Origin of the sequence: Rathayibacter sp. AY1E6, from assembly GCF_002931115.1 — a bacterium.
Classification (GTDB): Bacteria; Actinomycetota; Actinomycetes; order Actinomycetales; family Microbacteriaceae; genus Rathayibacter.
This window is the reverse complement of the sequence record NZ_PSVK01000005.1, coordinates 147,488-164,343: the sequence shown is the minus strand read 5'-3', so window position 1 is coordinate 164,343 and position 16,856 is coordinate 147,488. Positions and strand designations below refer to the sequence as shown.

The following is a 16,856-nucleotide window of genomic DNA, read 5'->3' as shown; positions in this document are numbered from 1 at the left end:
CTCTCCTCCTGCGTCGTCGATCGGCCGCGGTCGGCCGGGGAGGGTGGTCGCGCTGGGAAGAGCGGGTCGCGTACCGCGCACGACGATCCGCTCACACGCGGATCGCCGGTTGCGCGGTGCTCAAGAGCCTCTCTCCTCCTGCGTCGTCGATCGGCCGCGGTCGGCCGGGGAGGGTGGTCGCGCTGGGAAGAGCGGGTCGCGTACCGCGCACGACGATCCGCTCACACGCGGATCGCCGGTTGCGCTCAGCCGTGCTGGTGAGCCTCTCCGGTCGACCCAGCGCCTCCCGCCGGCGCGGAGCGCAACCGGTGATCCGCGTCCCAGCGGATCGACGTGCGCGGAACGCACGACGCCCTCCAGAACGGAACCACCCTCCCCAGCCGACCGCAGGCGATCGACGACGAAGGAGGAGAGAGGCTCACCAGCGCCGCGGCTGCGGGCGATCGACGACGCCAGGAGGAGAGAGCCTCACAAGCGCCGCGGAGCGCAACCGGTGATCCGCGTCTCAGCGGATCGACGTGCGCGGAACGCAGGACGCCCTGCAGAACGCGCCCACCCTCCCCGGCCGACTGCGGGCGATCGACGACGCCAGGAGGAGAGAGCCTATGAATTCTGCGGGAACCCGAGGTTGATGCCGCCGTGGGAGGGGTCGAGCCAGCGGCTGGTGATGGCCTTCTGCTGGGTGAAGAAGCGGACGCCTTCTGCTCCGTGGGCCTTGGTGTCGCCGAAGAGGGACGCCTTCCAGCCGCCGAAGGAGAACGTGGCGACGGGGACGGGGATGGGGACGTTGATGCCGATCATGCCGACCTCGACCTCGTTCTGGAAGCGGCGGGCCGCTCCTCCGTCGTTGGTGAAGATGGCCGTGCCGTTGCCGAACGCGCCGTTGTTGATCAGGGCGACGCCCTCCTCGTAGGAGGCGACGCGGACGATGGAGAGCACCGGTCCGAAGATCTCCTCCGTGTAGGCGCGGGAGGTGGTGGGGACCTTGTCGATCAGGGTCGGGCCGAGCCAGAAGCCGTTCGCGTCGCCGTCCACCTCGATCCCGCGCCCGTCGATCACGACCTCGGCGCCGTCCTCCTCCGCGATCGCGATGTAGGAGGCGACCTTGTCGCGGTGCGCCTCGGTGATCAGCGGACCCATGTCGCAGCCGCGGCGTCCGTCGCCGGTGCGCAGGGTCGCGGCCCGCTCCTGGATCTTCGCGATCAGCTCGTCGGCGACGGGCTCGACCGCGACGACGACCGAGATCGCCATGCACCGCTCGCCCGCCGAGCCGAAACCGGCGTTGATGGCGGAGTCGGCGACGAGGTCGAGGTCCGCGTCGGGGAGCACCAGCATGTGGTTCTTCGCCCCACCGAGGGCCTGGACGCGCTTGCCGTGGCGGGTGCCCGTCTCGTAGACGTACTGCGCGATCGGGGTCGAGCCGACGAACGAGATCGAGCGCACGTCGGGGTGCTCGAGCAGCCCGTCGACGGCCTGCTTGTCGCCGTTGAGCACCGTGTAGACGCCGTCGGGGAGGCCGGCCTCCTTCCAGAGGGCGCCGAGCCAGATCGCCGGGGACGGGTCCTTCTCGGAGGGCTTCACCACGACGGTGTTGCCGGCGGCGATGGCGATGGGGAAGAACCACATCGGCACCATCGCGGGGAAGTTGAAGGGGGAGATGATCCCGACAACGCCCAGCGGCTGCTTGGTCGAGTAGACGTCGACGCCGGTGGAGACCTGCTCCGAGTACTCGCCCTTGAGGTGGTGCGCGAGCCCGGTCGCGAACTCCACGACCTCCTGGCCTCGGGTGATCTCGCCGAGCGCGTCCGAGACGACCTTGCCGTGCTCCGACGTGATCAGCTCGGCGAGCTCCTGCTTCTTCGCCTCGAGGAGCTCGCGGAAGCGGAAGACGATCTGCTGCCGCTTCGCGAGCGACGTGTCGCGCCAGGCGGGGAAGGCGGCCTTCGCGGAGGCGACGGCGGCGTCCACCTCGGCGGAGTCGGCGAGCGCGACCTCCTTGGTCGCGACTCCCAGCGCCGGGTCGTAGACGGGAGCGGTGCGGCCGGACGAGGAGTCGGAGGGAGCCCCGTCGATCCAGTGGCCGACGACGGACAGGGCGGTGGCGGGCTCGGCGATGCTCATGGCGACGACTGTAGGGGCGTGACCACGGCCGCGGGGGTGCCGATCCGTCCAGCGGTGGAGGGGTGGTCTGGACGGATCGGCGCGCTCAGTCGGTGGGACGGGAGGCGTCGGCGTCGGGCGAAGGGGTGGCCGCGTCGGGGCTCGAGGCGGCGGGGTCGGCCGCGCTCGGGCCCGCAGCGCCGGGATCCGCAGCGCCGAGGTCGGCGGCGCCGGCGTCGGCAGCGTCCGGCTCCGCAGCGTCCGGCTCGGCAGCGTCCGGCTCCGCACCATCGGGATCGGCACCGGAGTCGGCGGCACCCTGCTCGGCTGTGCCGGTCTCCTCACCGCGCACCTCGGCAGCGGACGCTTCAGCCGCTGCCTCCGGCGCACCCGCCGGGTCGAACCGCGCCAGCGCCGCCGTGATGTTGTCGTGCCCGCCGCGCTCGTTCGCCCAGGCGACCAGCGCCTCCGCGAGCGTGACCGGATCCGCGCCCACCCTCTCCTGCGCCTCGCGCAGCACGCGCGCGAGGTCCTCGGCGGCGGACGCGTAGTTCCAGAGCCCGTCGGAGCAGACCAGCACCCAGCCCGGCTCGGTCAGCTCCTCGGAGGCGACCCGCGGCTCCTCGTCGTGCGCGTCGGCGCCGAGCCAGCGGGTGATGGCGTGAGCGTCGGGCGCCGTCTCGGCCTGCTCCCGCGGCACTCCCGAGGCGATCTGCTCCTGCGCCCACGAATCGTCGACCGTGAGCTGCCGCGGCTCGCCCGCGTCCGGCATCCAGTAGCTGCGGCTGTCGCCCACGTTGCCCGTGACGAGCAGCGCGCCGTCCAGCACCGCCGCGGTGAAGGTGCACGAGGGCGGATTCGACCGCTTCTCGGGCACGGCCGCGTCGATCGCTCCGGAGGCGCGCGCGGTGGCCATCTGCAGCAGCGCGCGCCAGCGGTCCGCTATCGCGCTCTCCCCGCCGACCTCGGCCTGCAGCGCGCTGAGTGCCGCACGGGCCGCGGCGAGCGACGCCTTGTCGGAGTCGGGGGTCGAGGAGACCCCGTCGCAGACCACGAGCAGCGCCGTCCTCAGAGAGCCGTCGGCGCCGGTGGTCGCCCCGAGCGCCATCGCGTCCTCGTTGGCCGGGTGCCGGAGCCCGCGGTCGCAGACGCCGCCGACCAGCGGGTGCGGCGCTTCGGCCCAGTGCTCGCGCTCGGTCGGAGCGGGGCGTCCGCACTGCTCGCAGTAGCCGTCCTCGGCGACCGCTCCCCCGCAGTAGACGCAGGCGGCGGATCCTCCGACGGCGACGGGCGGAGCGGAGGGGGTGGCCGCGACGATCAGCGGCGTCCCGCAGGCCTCGCAGAACGCGTCGCCCGTCGTGACCGGCTCGCCGCAGTTCGGGCAGGGAGTCGACAGCGCGCCGCTCATGTCAGCGTCCAGCGTCGGACCTCGTTGGCCCGGTCGACGAGGCGCAGGCGCTCGTCGCGCTCGCGAGTGGAGGCGGCGAGCGCGCGGTAGGAGGCCTCGAGGCCGTCGCGGATGGCGGCCTCGTTCGCCTCGACCCCGCCGAGGGTCGCTCCCTCGGCCGGGCCGTCGCGCCGCACCAGCTCGAGGGCGGAGGCGAGGACCTGAGTCGTGAGCTCGAGGCGGGTCCGCTGATCGATCGACACGGAGTCGACGCTCGCGAGGGCGGCCGAGAGCGCGGGCAGCCCGCGGCCCGACTCCGCCAGCAGCTCCGCCCGGCGGCGGCGCGCGTCGGAGTAGGAGGAGCGCGTGGGCGCGACGATGTCGAGCGCGTCGAGCGCCCCGTCGAGGTCGGAGCGCAGCTGCCGCACCCGCGCGAGACCGAAGGCGGCGGGTGCCGTGTAGTTCGCGTCGGCGCGGGCGCAGATCACGTAGAGGGACTCGGCGACCTCGGGCTCACCGCTCGCCTCGCACGCCGCGGCGAGCGCGAGCTTCGGGGCGAGCTCGCCGGGGACCTGGCCGTAGACGGTGTTGAAGGAGGCGCGGGCCCCGATGTCGTCGCCGCGCGCGAGCTGCGCGAGACCGCTCATCCAGACCGCCCGCCACTCCCACGGGTCCTCCGTGAGGATCTCGCCCGTCGCGCGGGCCGCCTCCTCCCAGCGCTGCGCCTCGATCGCCGCCCGGGCGCGGGCGAGCCGCACCTCGACCGTCACGGTGGGCGCGAGCGCGAGAGCGCGCAGGCGCACGATCGGGTCGGCGACGTTCACGCCCGCGAGCCACGACCGGGCGGGATCGGACTCGTCGCGGCGGAGCGCCGGCAGCGCGTCCCACGGCGGGACGCGGTCGACCACGTCGGCCACGGGCGCCTCGAACAGGGCCGACTCCGTCGAGTGCAGCGCGGGGTGTCCGGGACCGCGGTCGGTCGCGACGACCTCGCGCAGCACCCCGAGCAGCTGGCCGCGCATCTCGTCCACCGTGGCGAAGCGGTCCTGCGGGTCGGGAGCGCACGCCTTCGCGATCAGGCGGTAGAAGGAGTCGTAGCGCTGGAACAGCGGCGTCTCCGACACCGGCGGCAGCGAGGCGACGAAGGTCGTCTGGTTGCCGCGGAAGTCGAGCACCAGCGAGGCCAGCGTGCGGCCGATCGTGTAGACGTCGGAGGCGACCGAGGGACCGAGGTCGGCGACCTCCGGAGCCTGGTAGCCGACGGTGCCGTAGATGGCGGAGTCCTCGTCGTCGATCCGGCGCACTCCGCCGAGGTCGATCAGCTTGACCTGGTCGCCCACCTGGATCATGTTGTCCGGCTTGAAGTCGCAGTAGAGCAGGCCGTGGTCGTGCAGGTAGGCGAAGGCGGGCATGACCTCGAGCACGAAGGCGAGCGCCTGGTCCACCGGCAGCGGATCCGCGGCGCCGCCGTTGGCGTCCAGCCGCTCCTTCAGGATCTGCTTGAGGCTCGGCCCGCCGACGTACTCCATCACGATGTAGCCGGCGCCGTCGTGCAGGACGAAGTTGTAGATCTCGACGATCAGCGGGTGCTCGACCTCGGCCAGGAACCGGCGCTCGGTGACGGCCGCGGCGTACGCGTCGGGGTCGCCGGAGTTGAGCAGGCCCTTGAGCACCACCCAGCGCCCCGAGACGTTCCGGTCGCGCGCGAGGTAGATCCAGCCGAGGCCGCCGTAGGCCAGGCAGCCGACGACCTCGTACTGGCCGCCGACGACATCGCCCTTCACCAGCTGCGGTGTGAACGAGAACGGCGTGCGGCAGTTGGGGCAGAACCCCTCGGTGCGGCCGGGCCGACCGTCGCGCCCGCGGCCGACGGCGGTGCCGCAGTGCGAGCAGAAGCGCTTGCGCTCGGGGAGGACCGCCTCGGTCATCAGAGCGGCCATCGGGTCGGCGGCCGGGCGGGACGGGACGGTGGTGAGCCCGGCGCCGAGCCTCGGGCCGCGCAGTCGGGTCGAGGTGGTGCCGACGCGGCGGGTGACCTTCGAGCCGGTCTGCGCCGTGCGGGCGGAGCCGAGGGCGGCGGTGGCGAGGCGGGCGGAGGAGGTGCGCGTGCTGCGCGCGGTGGCCGACTCCTCCGCGGGCCCGGGTGCCGTGGCGCCGGGGGTGCCCTCGACGAAGCCGGTGCCGAAGGCGGCGGAGGCGGTGGCCGACGGGGAGGCCGGAGCGGCGCGGCGCGCGGTCAGCGTGGAGGCGGCGGCGCCCTCCTCGGGCGGGAGGCCGCAGACGTTGCAGTAGCCGTCCTCGATCGTCCCGGTGCAGCCGGGAGTCGCGGTGCAGGGGGCGCCGTTCATGGGGTGGCCTTCCGGTGGTGCGCGGGGTCGGGGTGCGGGAGGTCGCGGGTGACGACGTCGTACTGCTCGACCAGGTGGCGGGCGAGCGGGACGGAGCACGGCACCGTGTCGAGGGCTGCGCGCACCTCCTCCTCGGCCGCGACGCCGACGGCGGTGGCAGCGCGGCCGTTGCCCTCGGCACGCTCCCGCAGCGCCCGGAGGCGGAAGCCGAGGGCGGCCCGTTCGCGCAGCGGCGAGGTGTAGGCGGCCTCGACCGCGTCGAACGCGCGGCCGACGGCGGTGAGCCGGGCGAGGTGCGCGTCGAGCGCCTCGCGGTCGGACGGAGGATCGCCCAGCCGGGAGACGTCGGGCACGGCCAGCCGCGGCGGGTCGGCGATCTCGCGGCGGCAGCGGGCCACGAGCTCGCGCAGCGGCGCCTCGCGTCGCTCGGCCGCCTCCGCCAGCTCGCGCGCCCGACGGCGGTCGCGCTCGAGTCCGCGCCGCTCGGACGCGGCGATGATCAGGTCGCGCTCGAGCCGGGCGGAGTCGCTCTCGAGCTGGCCGAGCGGCCCCGACACGTCGGCTCCCCGGCCCGCCCGCTCGGCGAGCGCGTCGAGGCGGGAGCGCAGCACGGCGACCCGCTCCGCCCGCTCGCGGTCGACCGTGCCGCCGCCGTCACGGGTGAGGTCGCGGCAGCGCTCGATCTCGGCGCGCACCCCCACGATCCGCCCGGCGACGTCGGTGCCGCTGGGGTCGAGCTCGAGCCGGGAGCGCAGCTGGCCGACGACCGCGTCGCAGAGGCGCACCGCCTCCACCAGCGAGACCGCGCCGCTCCCGGAGGCGTCGAGACGGCCCCAGATCAGCTGCGACATCCGCTCGCGCGCCACGACGTCGACGCGGCCGGAGTCCCAGACCGCCTCGAGCTCGGCGAGGCGCCGGGTGACGGACTCGCGGAGCGACTGGGCGAGCACCACGTCGGCCGTGTAGTTCTCGGCCTGCGGCGACGCCAGCGCGGCGGCGTCCAGCCGCGAGAGCTCGCGCGTGGTCCGCTGGAGCCAGCGGGTGAGAGCGGCGAGGTACTCGAAGAGCTCGCGCTGCGGCGCGGCCTCCCCGAGCCGGCCCGGAGCGACGGGGGTCCCCTCCGCGAGACCGGTGCTCATCGGCCGTACACCGGGGCCGGCGGCGAGGCCTCGCCGAGGACCCCGAGCCAGCGCTCGTAGATGCTCTGCCAGCGGCCGTCGCTGCGGATGCTCTCGAGCGAGGCGTTGACGAAGCGCACGAAGTCGGGGTCGTCGGCGGGCAGGCCGAGGCCGTAGGGCTCTGAGCTCAGGGCGTCGCCGACGACCTTCGCGTACGGGTCCTGCGCCACGAAGCCCGCGAGGATCGTGTCGTCGCCCGCGATGGCGTCGACCTCTCCTGCCTGGAAGAGGGCGAGGCACTGCGAGTGCGTGGCGGCCTCGACGGCCTCGACCTCCGGGTAGTCGTTCTGCAGGCGGCTGAGCGTCGTGGTGCCGCTGGGCGCGCAGACCCTCTCGCCGTCGAGGTCGCCGATGCCCGTGATCGGGACGCCGTCGGGGTCGTCGGAGACGAGCACCTTGAGGCCGGCGTCGTAGTACTCGGACGAGAAGGCGATCGAGCTCCAGCGATCGCAGGTCATCGTGAGGGTGCGAGCCACCATGTCGACCTGCGGGGCGCCGTCGCCGCCGGTGAGCGCGGGGAGGCGCTGAGCGGAGGTGATCACGACGTAGTCGATGGAGTCGCTGCCGAGGATCGCCCGGGCGACCTCGCGGGCGATGTCGACGTCGAAGCCCTCGATCGCCCCCGTGATCGGGTTGCGGGCGCTCATCAGGAGGGTGTCGGCCGAGACGCCGACGCGCAGGGTCCCGCGCCCGCGGATCTCCGCGAGCCTGGTGCTGTCGGTCACGCCGGTCGGCGCGTAGGAGGTGACCGCCGAGGGCGAGCAGTCCGGCGCGGCAGGAGCGGCGGGAGCGGACGCGCTCGCCGTCGGAGTCGGGGTCGCCGCGGCGAGGGGCGTGCCGAGGTCGTCCGCCCCCGTCGTGCAGCCGGTGAGGGCGAGAGCCGCGGCGGTGGCCAGGGCGAGGGCGGCGGCGCGCAGGCGGTTCATCGGTACTCCTCCAGTCGCTGGGCGATGCCGCGCCAGGCGAACACGGCTCCGGCGAGACCGGCCGCCAGCAGGATCCACGAGACGAGGGTCGCGAACTCCGCGCCTCTGTCGAGCGTGGTGGCGGCGGCCAGGGCCTTCTCCTGCACCACGTCGCGGGCGTCGTCGGAGAAGGTCGTGAAGAGGTCGTTCGGCGTGCCGTTCCCGGTGATCGTGGCGACGCGGACGGCCTGGTCCCAGTTCCCGGCGTCGTCCGCCTCCCGGATCTCCTCGTGGAACGACTGCCACTGCCCGAACTCGTCGACGAGCCGCGTCCTCGCGAGCTCGTCCTGCAGGTCGCCCGACAGCTTCTCCCGGGCGGAGTCGACTGCCTGGGTGTAGCGCTCCTCGAGGGCGGCGCCGGAGCCGCGCTTGATCAGCGTGAAGCTCTCGAGCGACTTGGCGTCGCTCGCGGCGATGAGCGCGTTCGACACGGTGAGCGCCTCGCGGTAGGACTCGACCCGCGCCGTCCCCGCGTCCGCCGCGACCGATCCGTAGGCGAGCGCCCCGCCGACGCCGACGACCAGCAGGAGGGCGGTCCCCGTGGCGAGAGGGCGGTTGAGGTAGCGGTGCGTGCGGCGGGCGAGCCAGAGCTGCGCCGCCAGGAGGAGGACCAGCATCACGAGCGAGCCGATCATGAGCAGGACGCTCCAGCGGACGGCGTCGTAGGCGGCCGCGACCCGGTCGGCACCGGAGTCGACGAGCCCGTCGAGGTCCTCGAGGATGCCGCCGTCTCCCGAGAGGGCCGTCGACGCCTGGTCGAGATACGCCGAGGCGACGGGGAAGCCCTGCCGGTTGTTGGCCCGCGCCTGCTCGATCAGCCCGCTGTAGGTCGTGATGCTGCTGGCGACCCGGGCGAGGGCCCGGGTGTCCGCCGAGTCGGCGGCCGAGAGTCCGGCGATCGCGGAGGCGGCGCCGGTGAGGCTCGAGACGTACGACGCCCGCAGCTCGGTCGGCTCCAGTCCGCCGACGAGGAAGGTGTTGGCCGCGATCGCGTTGGCGTCCACCAGCAGCGTGCGGACGTTCTGCACGCCGAGCAGCTGCGCCGACTGCTCCCGGGCCGTGGTCGCGGCGCGCGCCTGCATCGCTCCTGCCTGCTGCGCGAACACGCCGAACAGCACGGCCGCCAGCGCCGTCAGGGCGAGCAGGAGGCGCAGGGTGGCCGGAGTGGTCGCGGTCGCGCGGGCGAGCAGCGACGGCTTCCGCTGCGCCGGCCGGTTGGCGACCTGGACGAGGGGCGGCTCGGGGATCCTCTGCGCGGGCGGCGCGGCGGGTGCGGTGCTCAACGGCTCTCCTCCTCGGGGTCGTCGGTGACGGGGGCGGCCGTGCCGCTCGGGGCGGCGTCCGCCTGCCCGAGGGCCTCCTCCGAGCCCTCGACCGAGCCCTCGTCGTCGTCGCCGGCTCCGTCCGGGCTGCTCGAGGCTTCGGGGCTCTCCACCACGTCCTCGGGGAGCAGGATGCGCAGCTCGTCGAGCGTCGGCTCCTCCACGTCGCGGAGGCGCCAGGCGTGCCGGGCGATCGCCGCGTCGAGGACGTTGCGGACCCAGCGCCCGTTGCCGAACGCCTCCGTGCGCTGCTGCGCCGAGGCGAGGCCCGCGAACGCGGCGAGCGCCTCCTCCGTCGGCTCGAAGTCCGCGGAGGCGGCGAGGCGGCCGAAGATCGCCGAGAGCTCGTCGTCGGAGTAGTCGGCGAAGTCGATCGTGGTCGAGAAGCGGCTGGCGAGTCCCGGGTTCGTGTCGAGGAAGCCCTGCATCGGCCCGGAGTAGCCGGCGACGATCACGACGAGGTCGCCGCGGTGGTCCTCCATGTCCTTCACGAGGGTGGTGACCGCCTCCGCACCGTACTGGTCGAGCGCGAGCGCGTAGGCCTCGTCGATGAAGAGGACGCCGCCGCGCGCGGAGGCGATCACCTCCGCGGTCTTCGTCGCGGTCTGCCCGAGGTAGCCGGCCACCAGCTCCGATCGGTCGACCTCGACGAGCACGCCCTTCGAGAGGATGCCGAGCGAGCGGTAGATCCGCGAGACCAGCCGCGCCACCGTCGTCTTGCCCGTGCCGGGATTCCCCGTGAAGACGAGGTGGCGGGTGAGCGTGGGCGTGCTGAGTCCGGCGGCCTGGCGCAGGGTGCCGATCCGGAGCAGCTGCGTCTGCCGCTTGATCTCGCTCTTCACCCGGTCGAGGCCGATCAGCGCGTCGAGCTCGGCGAGCAGGTCGTCGATGGACTCCGGCGGGTCGAGCGGCTCCGGCTCGGAGGCGGGCTCCGCGGCGGGAGCGGCGGCGGGCGCCGGCTCGTCCTGCGGACCGTCGTGCTCGGTCCGGCGGAGGCGCTCGAGGATCTCGTCGACCCCGGGCACGCCGGCGGGCAGACCGGTCGGCAGGTCGGCGCTCGCGGCACCGTCCGGCGTCCGGCCGGTCGTGTGCGGTACTCCTCCGCTCGTCGTCGGAGCGGCGCCCCGGGCGCCCGGGACGGCGGAGAGCTGGGCCGCGGCGGTCGCGGAGGCGGAGGCGATGCCGCCGATGCCCGGGTCGCCGAGAGCGCTGGCCGCCGAGACGACCTCGGTCAGGGCGCGGGCGTAGGCGGAGGAGTGGTGAGAGCCCGCGCCGACCAGGGCGGCCAGCTGATCGGTCGGCCCCGACCGCCAGCGCCGGCCGCTCGAGGCGGCGGTGAAGAACGCCTCCAGACCGCCCGTCGCGCCGGTCGCGGCGAGCCAGTCCTGTCCGGCGCCGCGGATCGACTCGGCGACGGCGGCGGCCAGCCGCGCACCCTCGTCGCGGACGGCCGCGGCGTCGAGGCCGGCGGCCGTCCCCGCGAGCACGAGGGCGTCCAGCGCTGGGGCGAGCGCGGTCACGAGGCGCTCGGCGGGGTCAGCGAGCCGGATCCGGACGGCGCTCCCGGCTGCGGAGGCGCGTCGAGACCGCTCGGGGAGAGCGAGGACTCCGTGAACTTCTCGGCCAGGAACTGCCCGTGCGCGATCAGCGCCGAGGCGTCCTGCCGCGAGACGGCGTCCGAGATGCGGTCGAGCGTGCCTCCGAGGAGGTCGAGCTGGTCGCAGAGGATCATCAGCGAGGTCTTCCCCCTGTGCACGGCGCGGCGGTCGGCGAAGTCCCTCGGCAGGCGGAGGTAGCCCTCCACCGCCTCGGGGAGGTAGCTGGTCGCGGTCGCGACGACGGTGTGGCCCTGACGGCTCATCCCGCCGAGGCGGTCGAGACGGGGCACCATCTCGCGGACCGTCTCGTCGATCCGCTGGATGCGCGCCGCGACGATGCCGGGCACCCGGCCCTCCGTCCGCGCGCCGACCCGGTCGAGCGCCGCGAGGATGTCGTCGCTCGTCGGGACGCTCGGCAGAGCGGGCGCGGTCTCCTCCGGCGCCGCGGGGGCACCCGTGAACAGTCGGGAGAACCAGCCCATCGGCTAGCGGCCGAGATCGAGCGAGGACGTCGCGTCGATGTCCGAGTTGCTGCGGCGGGCCCGCTCGACGTACTCGCCGGCCTTCGCCGTCTCGGTCTGCAGGACTCCGACGGTCTGGGCCATGCTGTCGAGCGCCTTGATCTTGAAGTCCGAGATCGAGTCCATCGTCTGGTAGATGTTCGCGAACGCGGCCTGCAGCTGCGGCAGCCCGACCGTGGCCGAGGCGGCCTGCGACTGGATCGAGGCCGACTGGTCGGCGAGCATGCGCGAGGTGGCCTCGATCATGTTGGACGTCGTGGTGTTCAGCGCCGTGATCTGATCGAGCACGAGGCGCTGGTTGGCGAGCGCCTGCGCCACGATGACCGCCGTGCGCAGCGCCGAGACGGTCGTGGTCGTCGCGCGGTCGACGCCCTTGATCAGCTCGACGTTGTTCTTGATGACGACGTCGATCGCGAGGTAGCCCTGGATCGACACGGCCAGCTGGGTCAGCAGGTCCTGGTGCTTCTGGCGCGCGTAGAAGAGGACGTCCTCGCGCAGCGCCTTCGCCCGCTCCGGATCGGTCGCGTCGAGCTCGGCGATCTTCGCCGAGAGCTTCACGTCGAGCCGCTCGGCGACGTAGATGTACTCGTTGAGACGGGTCATCGTCTCCCAGAGGTTCTGCTTCTCGAGATTCAGGGCCGCGTTGTCCTTCCGCAGCTCGTCCTGCCCGTCGTACAGGGCCTGGATGATCGCGTTCAGGTGCGACTGGGCGCTCTCGTAGCGGCGGAAGTAGTCGGTGATCTTGTTGCCGAACGGGATGAAGCCCAGGATCTTCTTCTGCAGGTTGTCCTCGGACGGGTCCAGATCCTCCACCGTGCGGCGCAGCTCGAGCAGCGTCTTGCCGATGGTCGACCCCTCGGAGAGCCCGCCCTCCTGGAGGGCGCGCACCGGCGTGCTCAGCAGCCGGTTCGACGAGTCGGCGGCCGAGCGGATGTCGGCGTCGCCCATCGTGCGGATGTCGTTGGCCCGCGTCGCGAACTCGGGGCTGCGGGACTCCGTCGCCAGGAGCGTGTCGAGGTAGCCGTCGACCTTCGCCTCGAGGCCGGGCAGGGCGGCTTCCGGCACCTTCGGCGCGATCGACGGCGCCGAGGTGGTCGGCACCGCTGCCACCGGCTCCGGAGGCGTGAGCGAGAGGGCGTTCTGGACGGGCGGCTGCAGGGCCTCGGTCATCGGGATCCTCACCGTTCCTGGCGCTCGGCGCCGACTGGGATGAACGTCCGCCCAGCATATCCCGGGCCCTCCCGCGGGATCCCCGCGAGCCGCCTCGTCCGAGGACTCGACGCGATCGGGCGGCTGTGGAGGAGCATCCGCCGCCGGTCAGACCGCCTTCGGGCGCCTCCGCAGCGTCGCCACCGCGACTCCGGCCAGGGCGAGCGCGCCTCCGAGCAGCGCGGCGAGCGGCGGGGTCTCGCCCAGGACGAGCCAGGACAGCAGCACGACCACCGCGGGCACCGCGTAGGTGGACGCCGCGGTGCGACCCGCGCTGGAGCGCGCGAGGACGTACCCCCACGTCGTGAAGGCGACGGCCGTCGGGAAGATCCCGAGGTAGACCACGGCCAGGATCGAGGAGAGCGGAGCGGCGGCGAGCGCCTCGACGAGCTCCGGGGCGAAGGGCAGGCACGCGACCGTGCCGGCGAGGCAGCCGAGCCAGGTCATCGTCGGTGCGTCGATCCGTCCCAGCAGGCGCTTCTGAAGGGTCGCCGCGCTGCCGTAGACGACGGCGGCGACCAGGCCGAGGGCGACGCCGATCACGTCGAACTGCCCGGTGGAGGTGGAGAACGCGATCACCGCGACGCCGGTCAGCGCCACGAGCATCCCGGCGAGGAGACGGCGGGGGAACCCCTCCCCCAGCAGCAGCCCGGCGAGCACGGCGGTGATCATCGGCGCGATGTTCACCAGCAGCGCCGCCGTCCCCGCGTCGACGTGCCGCTCCGCAGCGTTCAACGCCAGGTTGTATACCCCGAACCAGGCGACCCCCCAGCCCAGCACGAGCAGGAGGAGGCGCCCGCGCGGGACCGCCGTGCGCGGATCCGGAGCCGCCTCCGAGCGGCGCCTCCGGGCGGTGAGGACGACGCGCACCACCGTGAGCGCGAGCGACCCCACCACGATGCGGCCGAGGGTCAGCGTGCCCGGGCCGAAGTCCTCCGTCGTGGCGCGGATGCCGACGAAGGCCGACGCCCAGAGCAGGACGGTGACCGCGATCGCGCCCCACAGCAGGAGGGCGTCCCTCGTGGAGGGCGGGGCGGAGGAGGAGACGTCGGTCATGAGGCCATCGTGGCGCTGCCGGGGATTCAGCACCAGTTCCGTTCACTGTCGGATCGTTCAGCCGGACTGTACGGTCGTCTCATGCTCGACGTGCACCGGCTCCGCATCCTCCGCTCCGTCGTCGCCTCCGGCTCGATCGCGGGAGCCGCCTCCGGCCTCGGCTACACGCCGTCCGCCGTCAGCCAGCACCTCTCCGCTCTGCAGCGCGAGACCGGACTGACCCTGCTGGAGCGGGTGGGCCGCGGCGTCCGCCCGACCCCCGCCGGACGCGCCCTCGCCGCCCAGGCGGACCGCGTCCTCGAGCGCCTCGCCGAAGCGGAGGCCGTGGTGGAGGAGCTGCGCGAGGGCCGCTCCGGCCGCCTCTCCGTGACGTACTTCGCCTCCGTCGGCAGCGCCTGGATGCCGGAGGTCGCCCGCCGGCTGAGCGCCGCGTTCCCGGGCCTCGCCCTCGACCTGCGCCTGGGAGAGGAGCTCGACGACGACCTCGGCGCGCGCCCCGACGTGCAGCTCCTCGTCGCCTCCTCCGAGCCGACCGCCCCCGGATTCACGGCGCACCACCTCCTCGACGACCCCTACCTCGTCGTCCTGCCCGACGGTCATCCGCTCGCCTCCCGGAGCGAGATAGACCTCGCCGAGCTCGCGAACGAGCGCTGGGTCGACAACGACCTGCCCACCGGCTGGTGCCGCCGGAACGTCGTGGAGGCCTGCGCCGCCGCCGGGTTCGCGCCGCCCTTCCACGTCCAGGCGAACGACCACATCACCGCCGCCGCGTTCGTCGCCGCGGGCATGGGAGTGACGGTCCTGCCGGAGCTCGCGGCCCACCGCCTGCCGGACGGCGTCCGCGCCGTGCCCGTCGTCCGTCCCCGGCCCGTCCGCTCCCTCGAGGCCGTCGTGCGCAACTCCGCCGCCTCCTCCGCACCGGTGGCCCTGGTGCTGGAGACACTGAAGGCACTCGTCGCACGCCGTTGAGCGCGCCTGCACGGGCGAGCTCGCAGCACATCGGAGCACGATGGGCGCGTGAGATCCGTCGAACCCGTCACCCGTTCCGCGCCCGCGCTCGGCGGACCGCGCATCCTGAAACAGCGCTGGACCGAGGCGACGTTCCTGCACTGGCGGGTCGACCCCGCCCTGGTGGCGCCCCACCTCCCGGCCGGGACGAGGCCCGACGAGCACGACGGTTCCTCCTGGGTGGGCCTGATCCCGTTCCGGCTCTCGCGGACGGCCTTCCTCGGCGGCCCGCGGGTGCCCTGGCTCGGCACCTTCCCCGAGGTGAACGTCCGGCTCTACTCCGTCGACGAGCAGGGACGACGCGGAGTCGTGTTCGTCTCGCTCGACGCCTCCCACCTCCTTCCCGTGCTCACCGCGCAGGCGGTGTTCGGGCTCCCCTACCGCTGGGCCCGGATGAGCATCGAGCACCGCCACGGCGCGGTGATCTACGACACGATCCGGCACTCGGACTCGGCCGCCCGCTCCCGGATCGTCGTCCGCCCGGGCGACCCGGTCGGCGAGGACCCGCTCGCCTCGTTCCTCACCGCACGCTGGGCCTACCACGAGCGCCACCTTGGCTCCACCTGGTACGGCCGCAACCTGCACCGGCCGTGGCCGCTGCGCCGCGCGGAGCTGCTGGCGCTCGACGACGGGCTGCTCGACGCCGCGGGCTTCCCCGGGCTGGCGACGCGCGCGCCGGACTCGGTGCTGTACTCGGCGGGAGTGGAGACCGTGTTCACGGTGCCGCGGAAGGTGTGAGGGGGGCGACGCTCCTCCACAGACGGTTCTTCGCGATGCTGTCCGATGAAACGGCGCTCCCGAGGCCCACGGCGAGACTTCGTCCGGTGAGATCAGGGCATGAAGGAATCGGCGACAGTAGACGACGCGCTCACGGAGGCGCTCGCGCTCGCCGGCTCACGGCACGCTGAGCGGTCCGCCGTCGAGGCATCCCGGTACCGGGCAGTCGAGGAGGCACGCCGCCTCGCGATGGCGGCACCGGCGGCGCTCGTCGGCGAGCACGTCCAGGTGCAGGTGGATCGGGCGGAGGCGGCGCACCGGGCGCTGATCGCGGAGCTCGCGACGAGACTCCGGGTCTCGGAGGCGCACGCCTCTGCACTGGTCGACGAGGCACGCCTGCTGGTGAACGACCTCCCGGCGACGTTGCGCGCACTCGCGGACGGAGCGCTCTCCCCCGAGCACGCGCGACTCGTGGTGCGAGGAGCGCTCGACGTCCCGGCCGAGGTCCGTGGGCGCTTCGACGAGGAGGCCGCCACGATCGCGGTCGCCTGCACGCCGCCCCAGCTGCGACGCGCCCTCCGGTCGCTCCGGGAACGGCTGCACCCGCAGACGCTCAGCGAACGTCATCGGGACTGCGCCCGTCGTCGCGCGCTCTGGGTGGAGGGCCTCGACGACGGGATGGCGATCCTGCACCTCTACACCGCAGCTCCCGATGTGCTCGGCGCGATGGACAGGATCGACCGGGCCGCCCGCTCCCTCGCGGATCTGCCGGACGAGGAGCGGACGTTGGGCCAGCTCCGCGCAGACATCGCCGCTGCGCTGCTGGTCGACGGGGAGACATCGGCCGAGGGAGACGGCACGTCGATGCCGACGGGAGTGCGCGCCGATGTCGCGGTGACCGTGCCGGCGCTGACCCTCCTCGGGCGGTCCGACCAGCCCGCCGTCCTCGACGGATACGGACCCGTCGATCCGGAGACCGCGCGGCGTCTCACAGCAGGTGCTCCCTCGTTCACGCGGCTGCTCACCCATCCGGAGAGCGGAGCGGTCCTCTCCGTCGGACGCGACTCCTACCGGGTGCCGGCGGACCTGCGTCGCCACCTCCAGCACCGCGACGGGACCTGCCGGTTCCCGGGATGCACCCGCAGCACCCGCCACGCGGACGTCGACCACACGAACGACTGGCAGCACGGAGGCACCACATCGGCCGACAACCTCGCACACCTCTGCCGACACCACCACCGGCTCCGCCACACCACGGGGTGGACCCACCGGCAGGAGCCGGACGGCACGCTGCACTGGACGAGCCCGACGGGACGGCAGCATGTCACCCGGCCCGGGGAGCCGGGGAACGGGACGGAGGGCGGACACGATCCGACCGGGACCGGCGGGGCGTGACAAGGGGCAGGTCGGGTGGCGTGGACGGGCAGGTCAAGGGGCGGGCCCGCTT

General features: G+C 73.8%; 13 protein-coding genes. 3 read left to right on the top strand and 10 right to left on the bottom strand.

The annotated features are described in order from the left end of the window. Positions 1-603: 603 nt before the first annotated feature. From C5C46_RS07185 to C5C46_RS07140, 10 genes are all read right to left on the bottom strand, one after another. Positions 604-2,121, bottom strand: coding sequence for a CoA-acylating methylmalonate-semialdehyde dehydrogenase (locus C5C46_RS07185; protein WP_104226192.1), 1,518 nt, complete (start codon positions 2,119-2,121; stop codon positions 604-606). An 85-nt stretch (positions 2,122-2,206) separates the two neighbouring features. After that, a complete protein-coding gene (locus C5C46_RS07180; RefSeq protein ID WP_104226191.1) occupies positions 2,207-3,508 on the bottom strand; it encodes a PP2C family serine/threonine-protein phosphatase in 1,302 nt (433 codons plus the stop codon). After that, entirely contained in the window at positions 3,505-5,835 is a 2,331-nt protein-coding gene (locus C5C46_RS07175; RefSeq protein WP_104226190.1) for a serine/threonine-protein kinase, read from the bottom strand. Before C5C46_RS07175 ends, C5C46_RS07180 begins: the two co-directional genes overlap by 4 nt. Beyond that, positions 5,832-6,974, bottom strand: coding sequence for a hypothetical protein (locus C5C46_RS07170; RefSeq protein ID WP_104226189.1), 1,143 nt, complete (start codon positions 6,972-6,974; stop codon positions 5,832-5,834). Before C5C46_RS07170 ends, C5C46_RS07175 begins: the two co-directional genes overlap by 4 nt. Next, a complete protein-coding gene (locus C5C46_RS07165) occupies positions 6,971-7,939 on the bottom strand; it encodes a glutamate ABC transporter substrate-binding protein (protein WP_104226188.1) in 969 nt (322 codons plus the stop codon). Before C5C46_RS07165 ends, C5C46_RS07170 begins: the two co-directional genes overlap by 4 nt. Beyond that, positions 7,936-9,261, bottom strand: a complete 1,326-nt coding sequence (locus C5C46_RS07160) for a hypothetical protein (RefSeq protein ID WP_104226187.1) — start codon at positions 9,259-9,261, stop codon at positions 7,936-7,938. The genes C5C46_RS07165 and C5C46_RS07160 overlap by 4 nt, the downstream gene beginning before the upstream one ends. Continuing rightward, a complete protein-coding gene (locus C5C46_RS07155) occupies positions 9,258-10,820 on the bottom strand; it encodes an AAA family ATPase (protein WP_104226186.1) in 1,563 nt (520 codons plus the stop codon). Before C5C46_RS07155 ends, C5C46_RS07160 begins: the two co-directional genes overlap by 4 nt. Beyond that, entirely contained in the window at positions 10,817-11,380 is a 564-nt protein-coding gene (locus tag C5C46_RS07150; protein ID WP_104226185.1) for a hypothetical protein, read from the bottom strand. Before C5C46_RS07150 ends, C5C46_RS07155 begins: the two co-directional genes overlap by 4 nt. Before the next feature lie 3 nt (positions 11,381-11,383). Next, positions 11,384-12,589, bottom strand: coding sequence for a toxic anion resistance protein (locus tag C5C46_RS07145; protein ID WP_104223833.1), 1,206 nt, complete (start codon positions 12,587-12,589; stop codon positions 11,384-11,386). Positions 12,590-12,736: 147 nt separating this feature from the next. Next, entirely contained in the window at positions 12,737-13,684 is a 948-nt protein-coding gene (locus tag C5C46_RS07140) for a DMT family transporter (RefSeq protein ID WP_104223832.1), read from the bottom strand. An 81-nt stretch (positions 13,685-13,765) separates the two neighbouring features. Here C5C46_RS07140 and C5C46_RS07135 point away from each other — a divergent pair, with 81 nt between their 5' ends. The 3 genes from C5C46_RS07135 to C5C46_RS07125 all read left to right on the top strand — a co-directional run bounded on the left by C5C46_RS07135 (position 13,766) and on the right by C5C46_RS07125 (position 16,804). Beyond that, on the top strand, positions 13,766-14,653 hold the full coding sequence (locus C5C46_RS07135) for a LysR family transcriptional regulator (protein ID WP_104226184.1): 888 nt from the start codon (positions 13,766-13,768) through the stop codon (positions 14,651-14,653). 48 nt (positions 14,654-14,701) lie between these two features. Further along, positions 14,702-15,430 (top strand): YqjF family protein, encoded by a 729-nt coding sequence (locus C5C46_RS07130; protein ID WP_104226183.1) that lies wholly within the window; start codon positions 14,702-14,704, stop codon positions 15,428-15,430. A gap of 99 nt (positions 15,431-15,529) precedes the next feature. Beyond that, entirely contained in the window at positions 15,530-16,804 is a 1,275-nt protein-coding gene (locus C5C46_RS07125; protein ID WP_104226182.1) for an HNH endonuclease signature motif containing protein, read from the top strand. The last annotated feature ends 52 nt before the right edge of the window (positions 16,805-16,856 follow it).

Coding starts and splice junctions, on each gene's coding strand:
- C5C46_RS07185 (WP_104226192.1), bottom strand. CDS start 2,121: ATGAGCATCGCCGAGCCCGCCACCGCCCTGTCCGTCGTCGGCCACTGG.
- C5C46_RS07180 (WP_104226191.1), bottom strand. CDS start 3,508: ATGAGCGGCGCGCTGTCGACTCCCTGCCCGAACTGCGGCGAGCCGGTC.
- C5C46_RS07175 (WP_104226190.1), bottom strand. CDS start 5,835: ATGAACGGCGCCCCCTGCACCGCGACTCCCGGCTGCACCGGGACGATC.
- C5C46_RS07170 (WP_104226189.1), bottom strand. CDS start 6,974: ATGAGCACCGGTCTCGCGGAGGGGACCCCCGTCGCTCCGGGCCGGCTC.
- C5C46_RS07165 (WP_104226188.1), bottom strand. CDS start 7,939: ATGAACCGCCTGCGCGCCGCCGCCCTCGCCCTGGCCACCGCCGCGGCT.
- C5C46_RS07150 (WP_104226185.1), bottom strand. CDS start 11,380: ATGGGCTGGTTCTCCCGACTGTTCACGGGTGCCCCCGCGGCGCCGGAG.
- C5C46_RS07145 (WP_104223833.1), bottom strand. CDS start 12,589: ATGACCGAGGCCCTGCAGCCGCCCGTCCAGAACGCCCTCTCGCTCACG.
- C5C46_RS07140 (WP_104223832.1), bottom strand. CDS start 13,684: ATGACCGACGTCTCCTCCTCCGCCCCGCCCTCCACGAGGGACGCCCTC.
- C5C46_RS07135 (WP_104226184.1), top strand. CDS start 13,766: ATGCTCGACGTGCACCGGCTCCGCATCCTCCGCTCCGTCGTCGCCTCC.
- C5C46_RS07125 (WP_104226182.1), top strand. CDS start 15,530: ATGAAGGAATCGGCGACAGTAGACGACGCGCTCACGGAGGCGCTCGCG.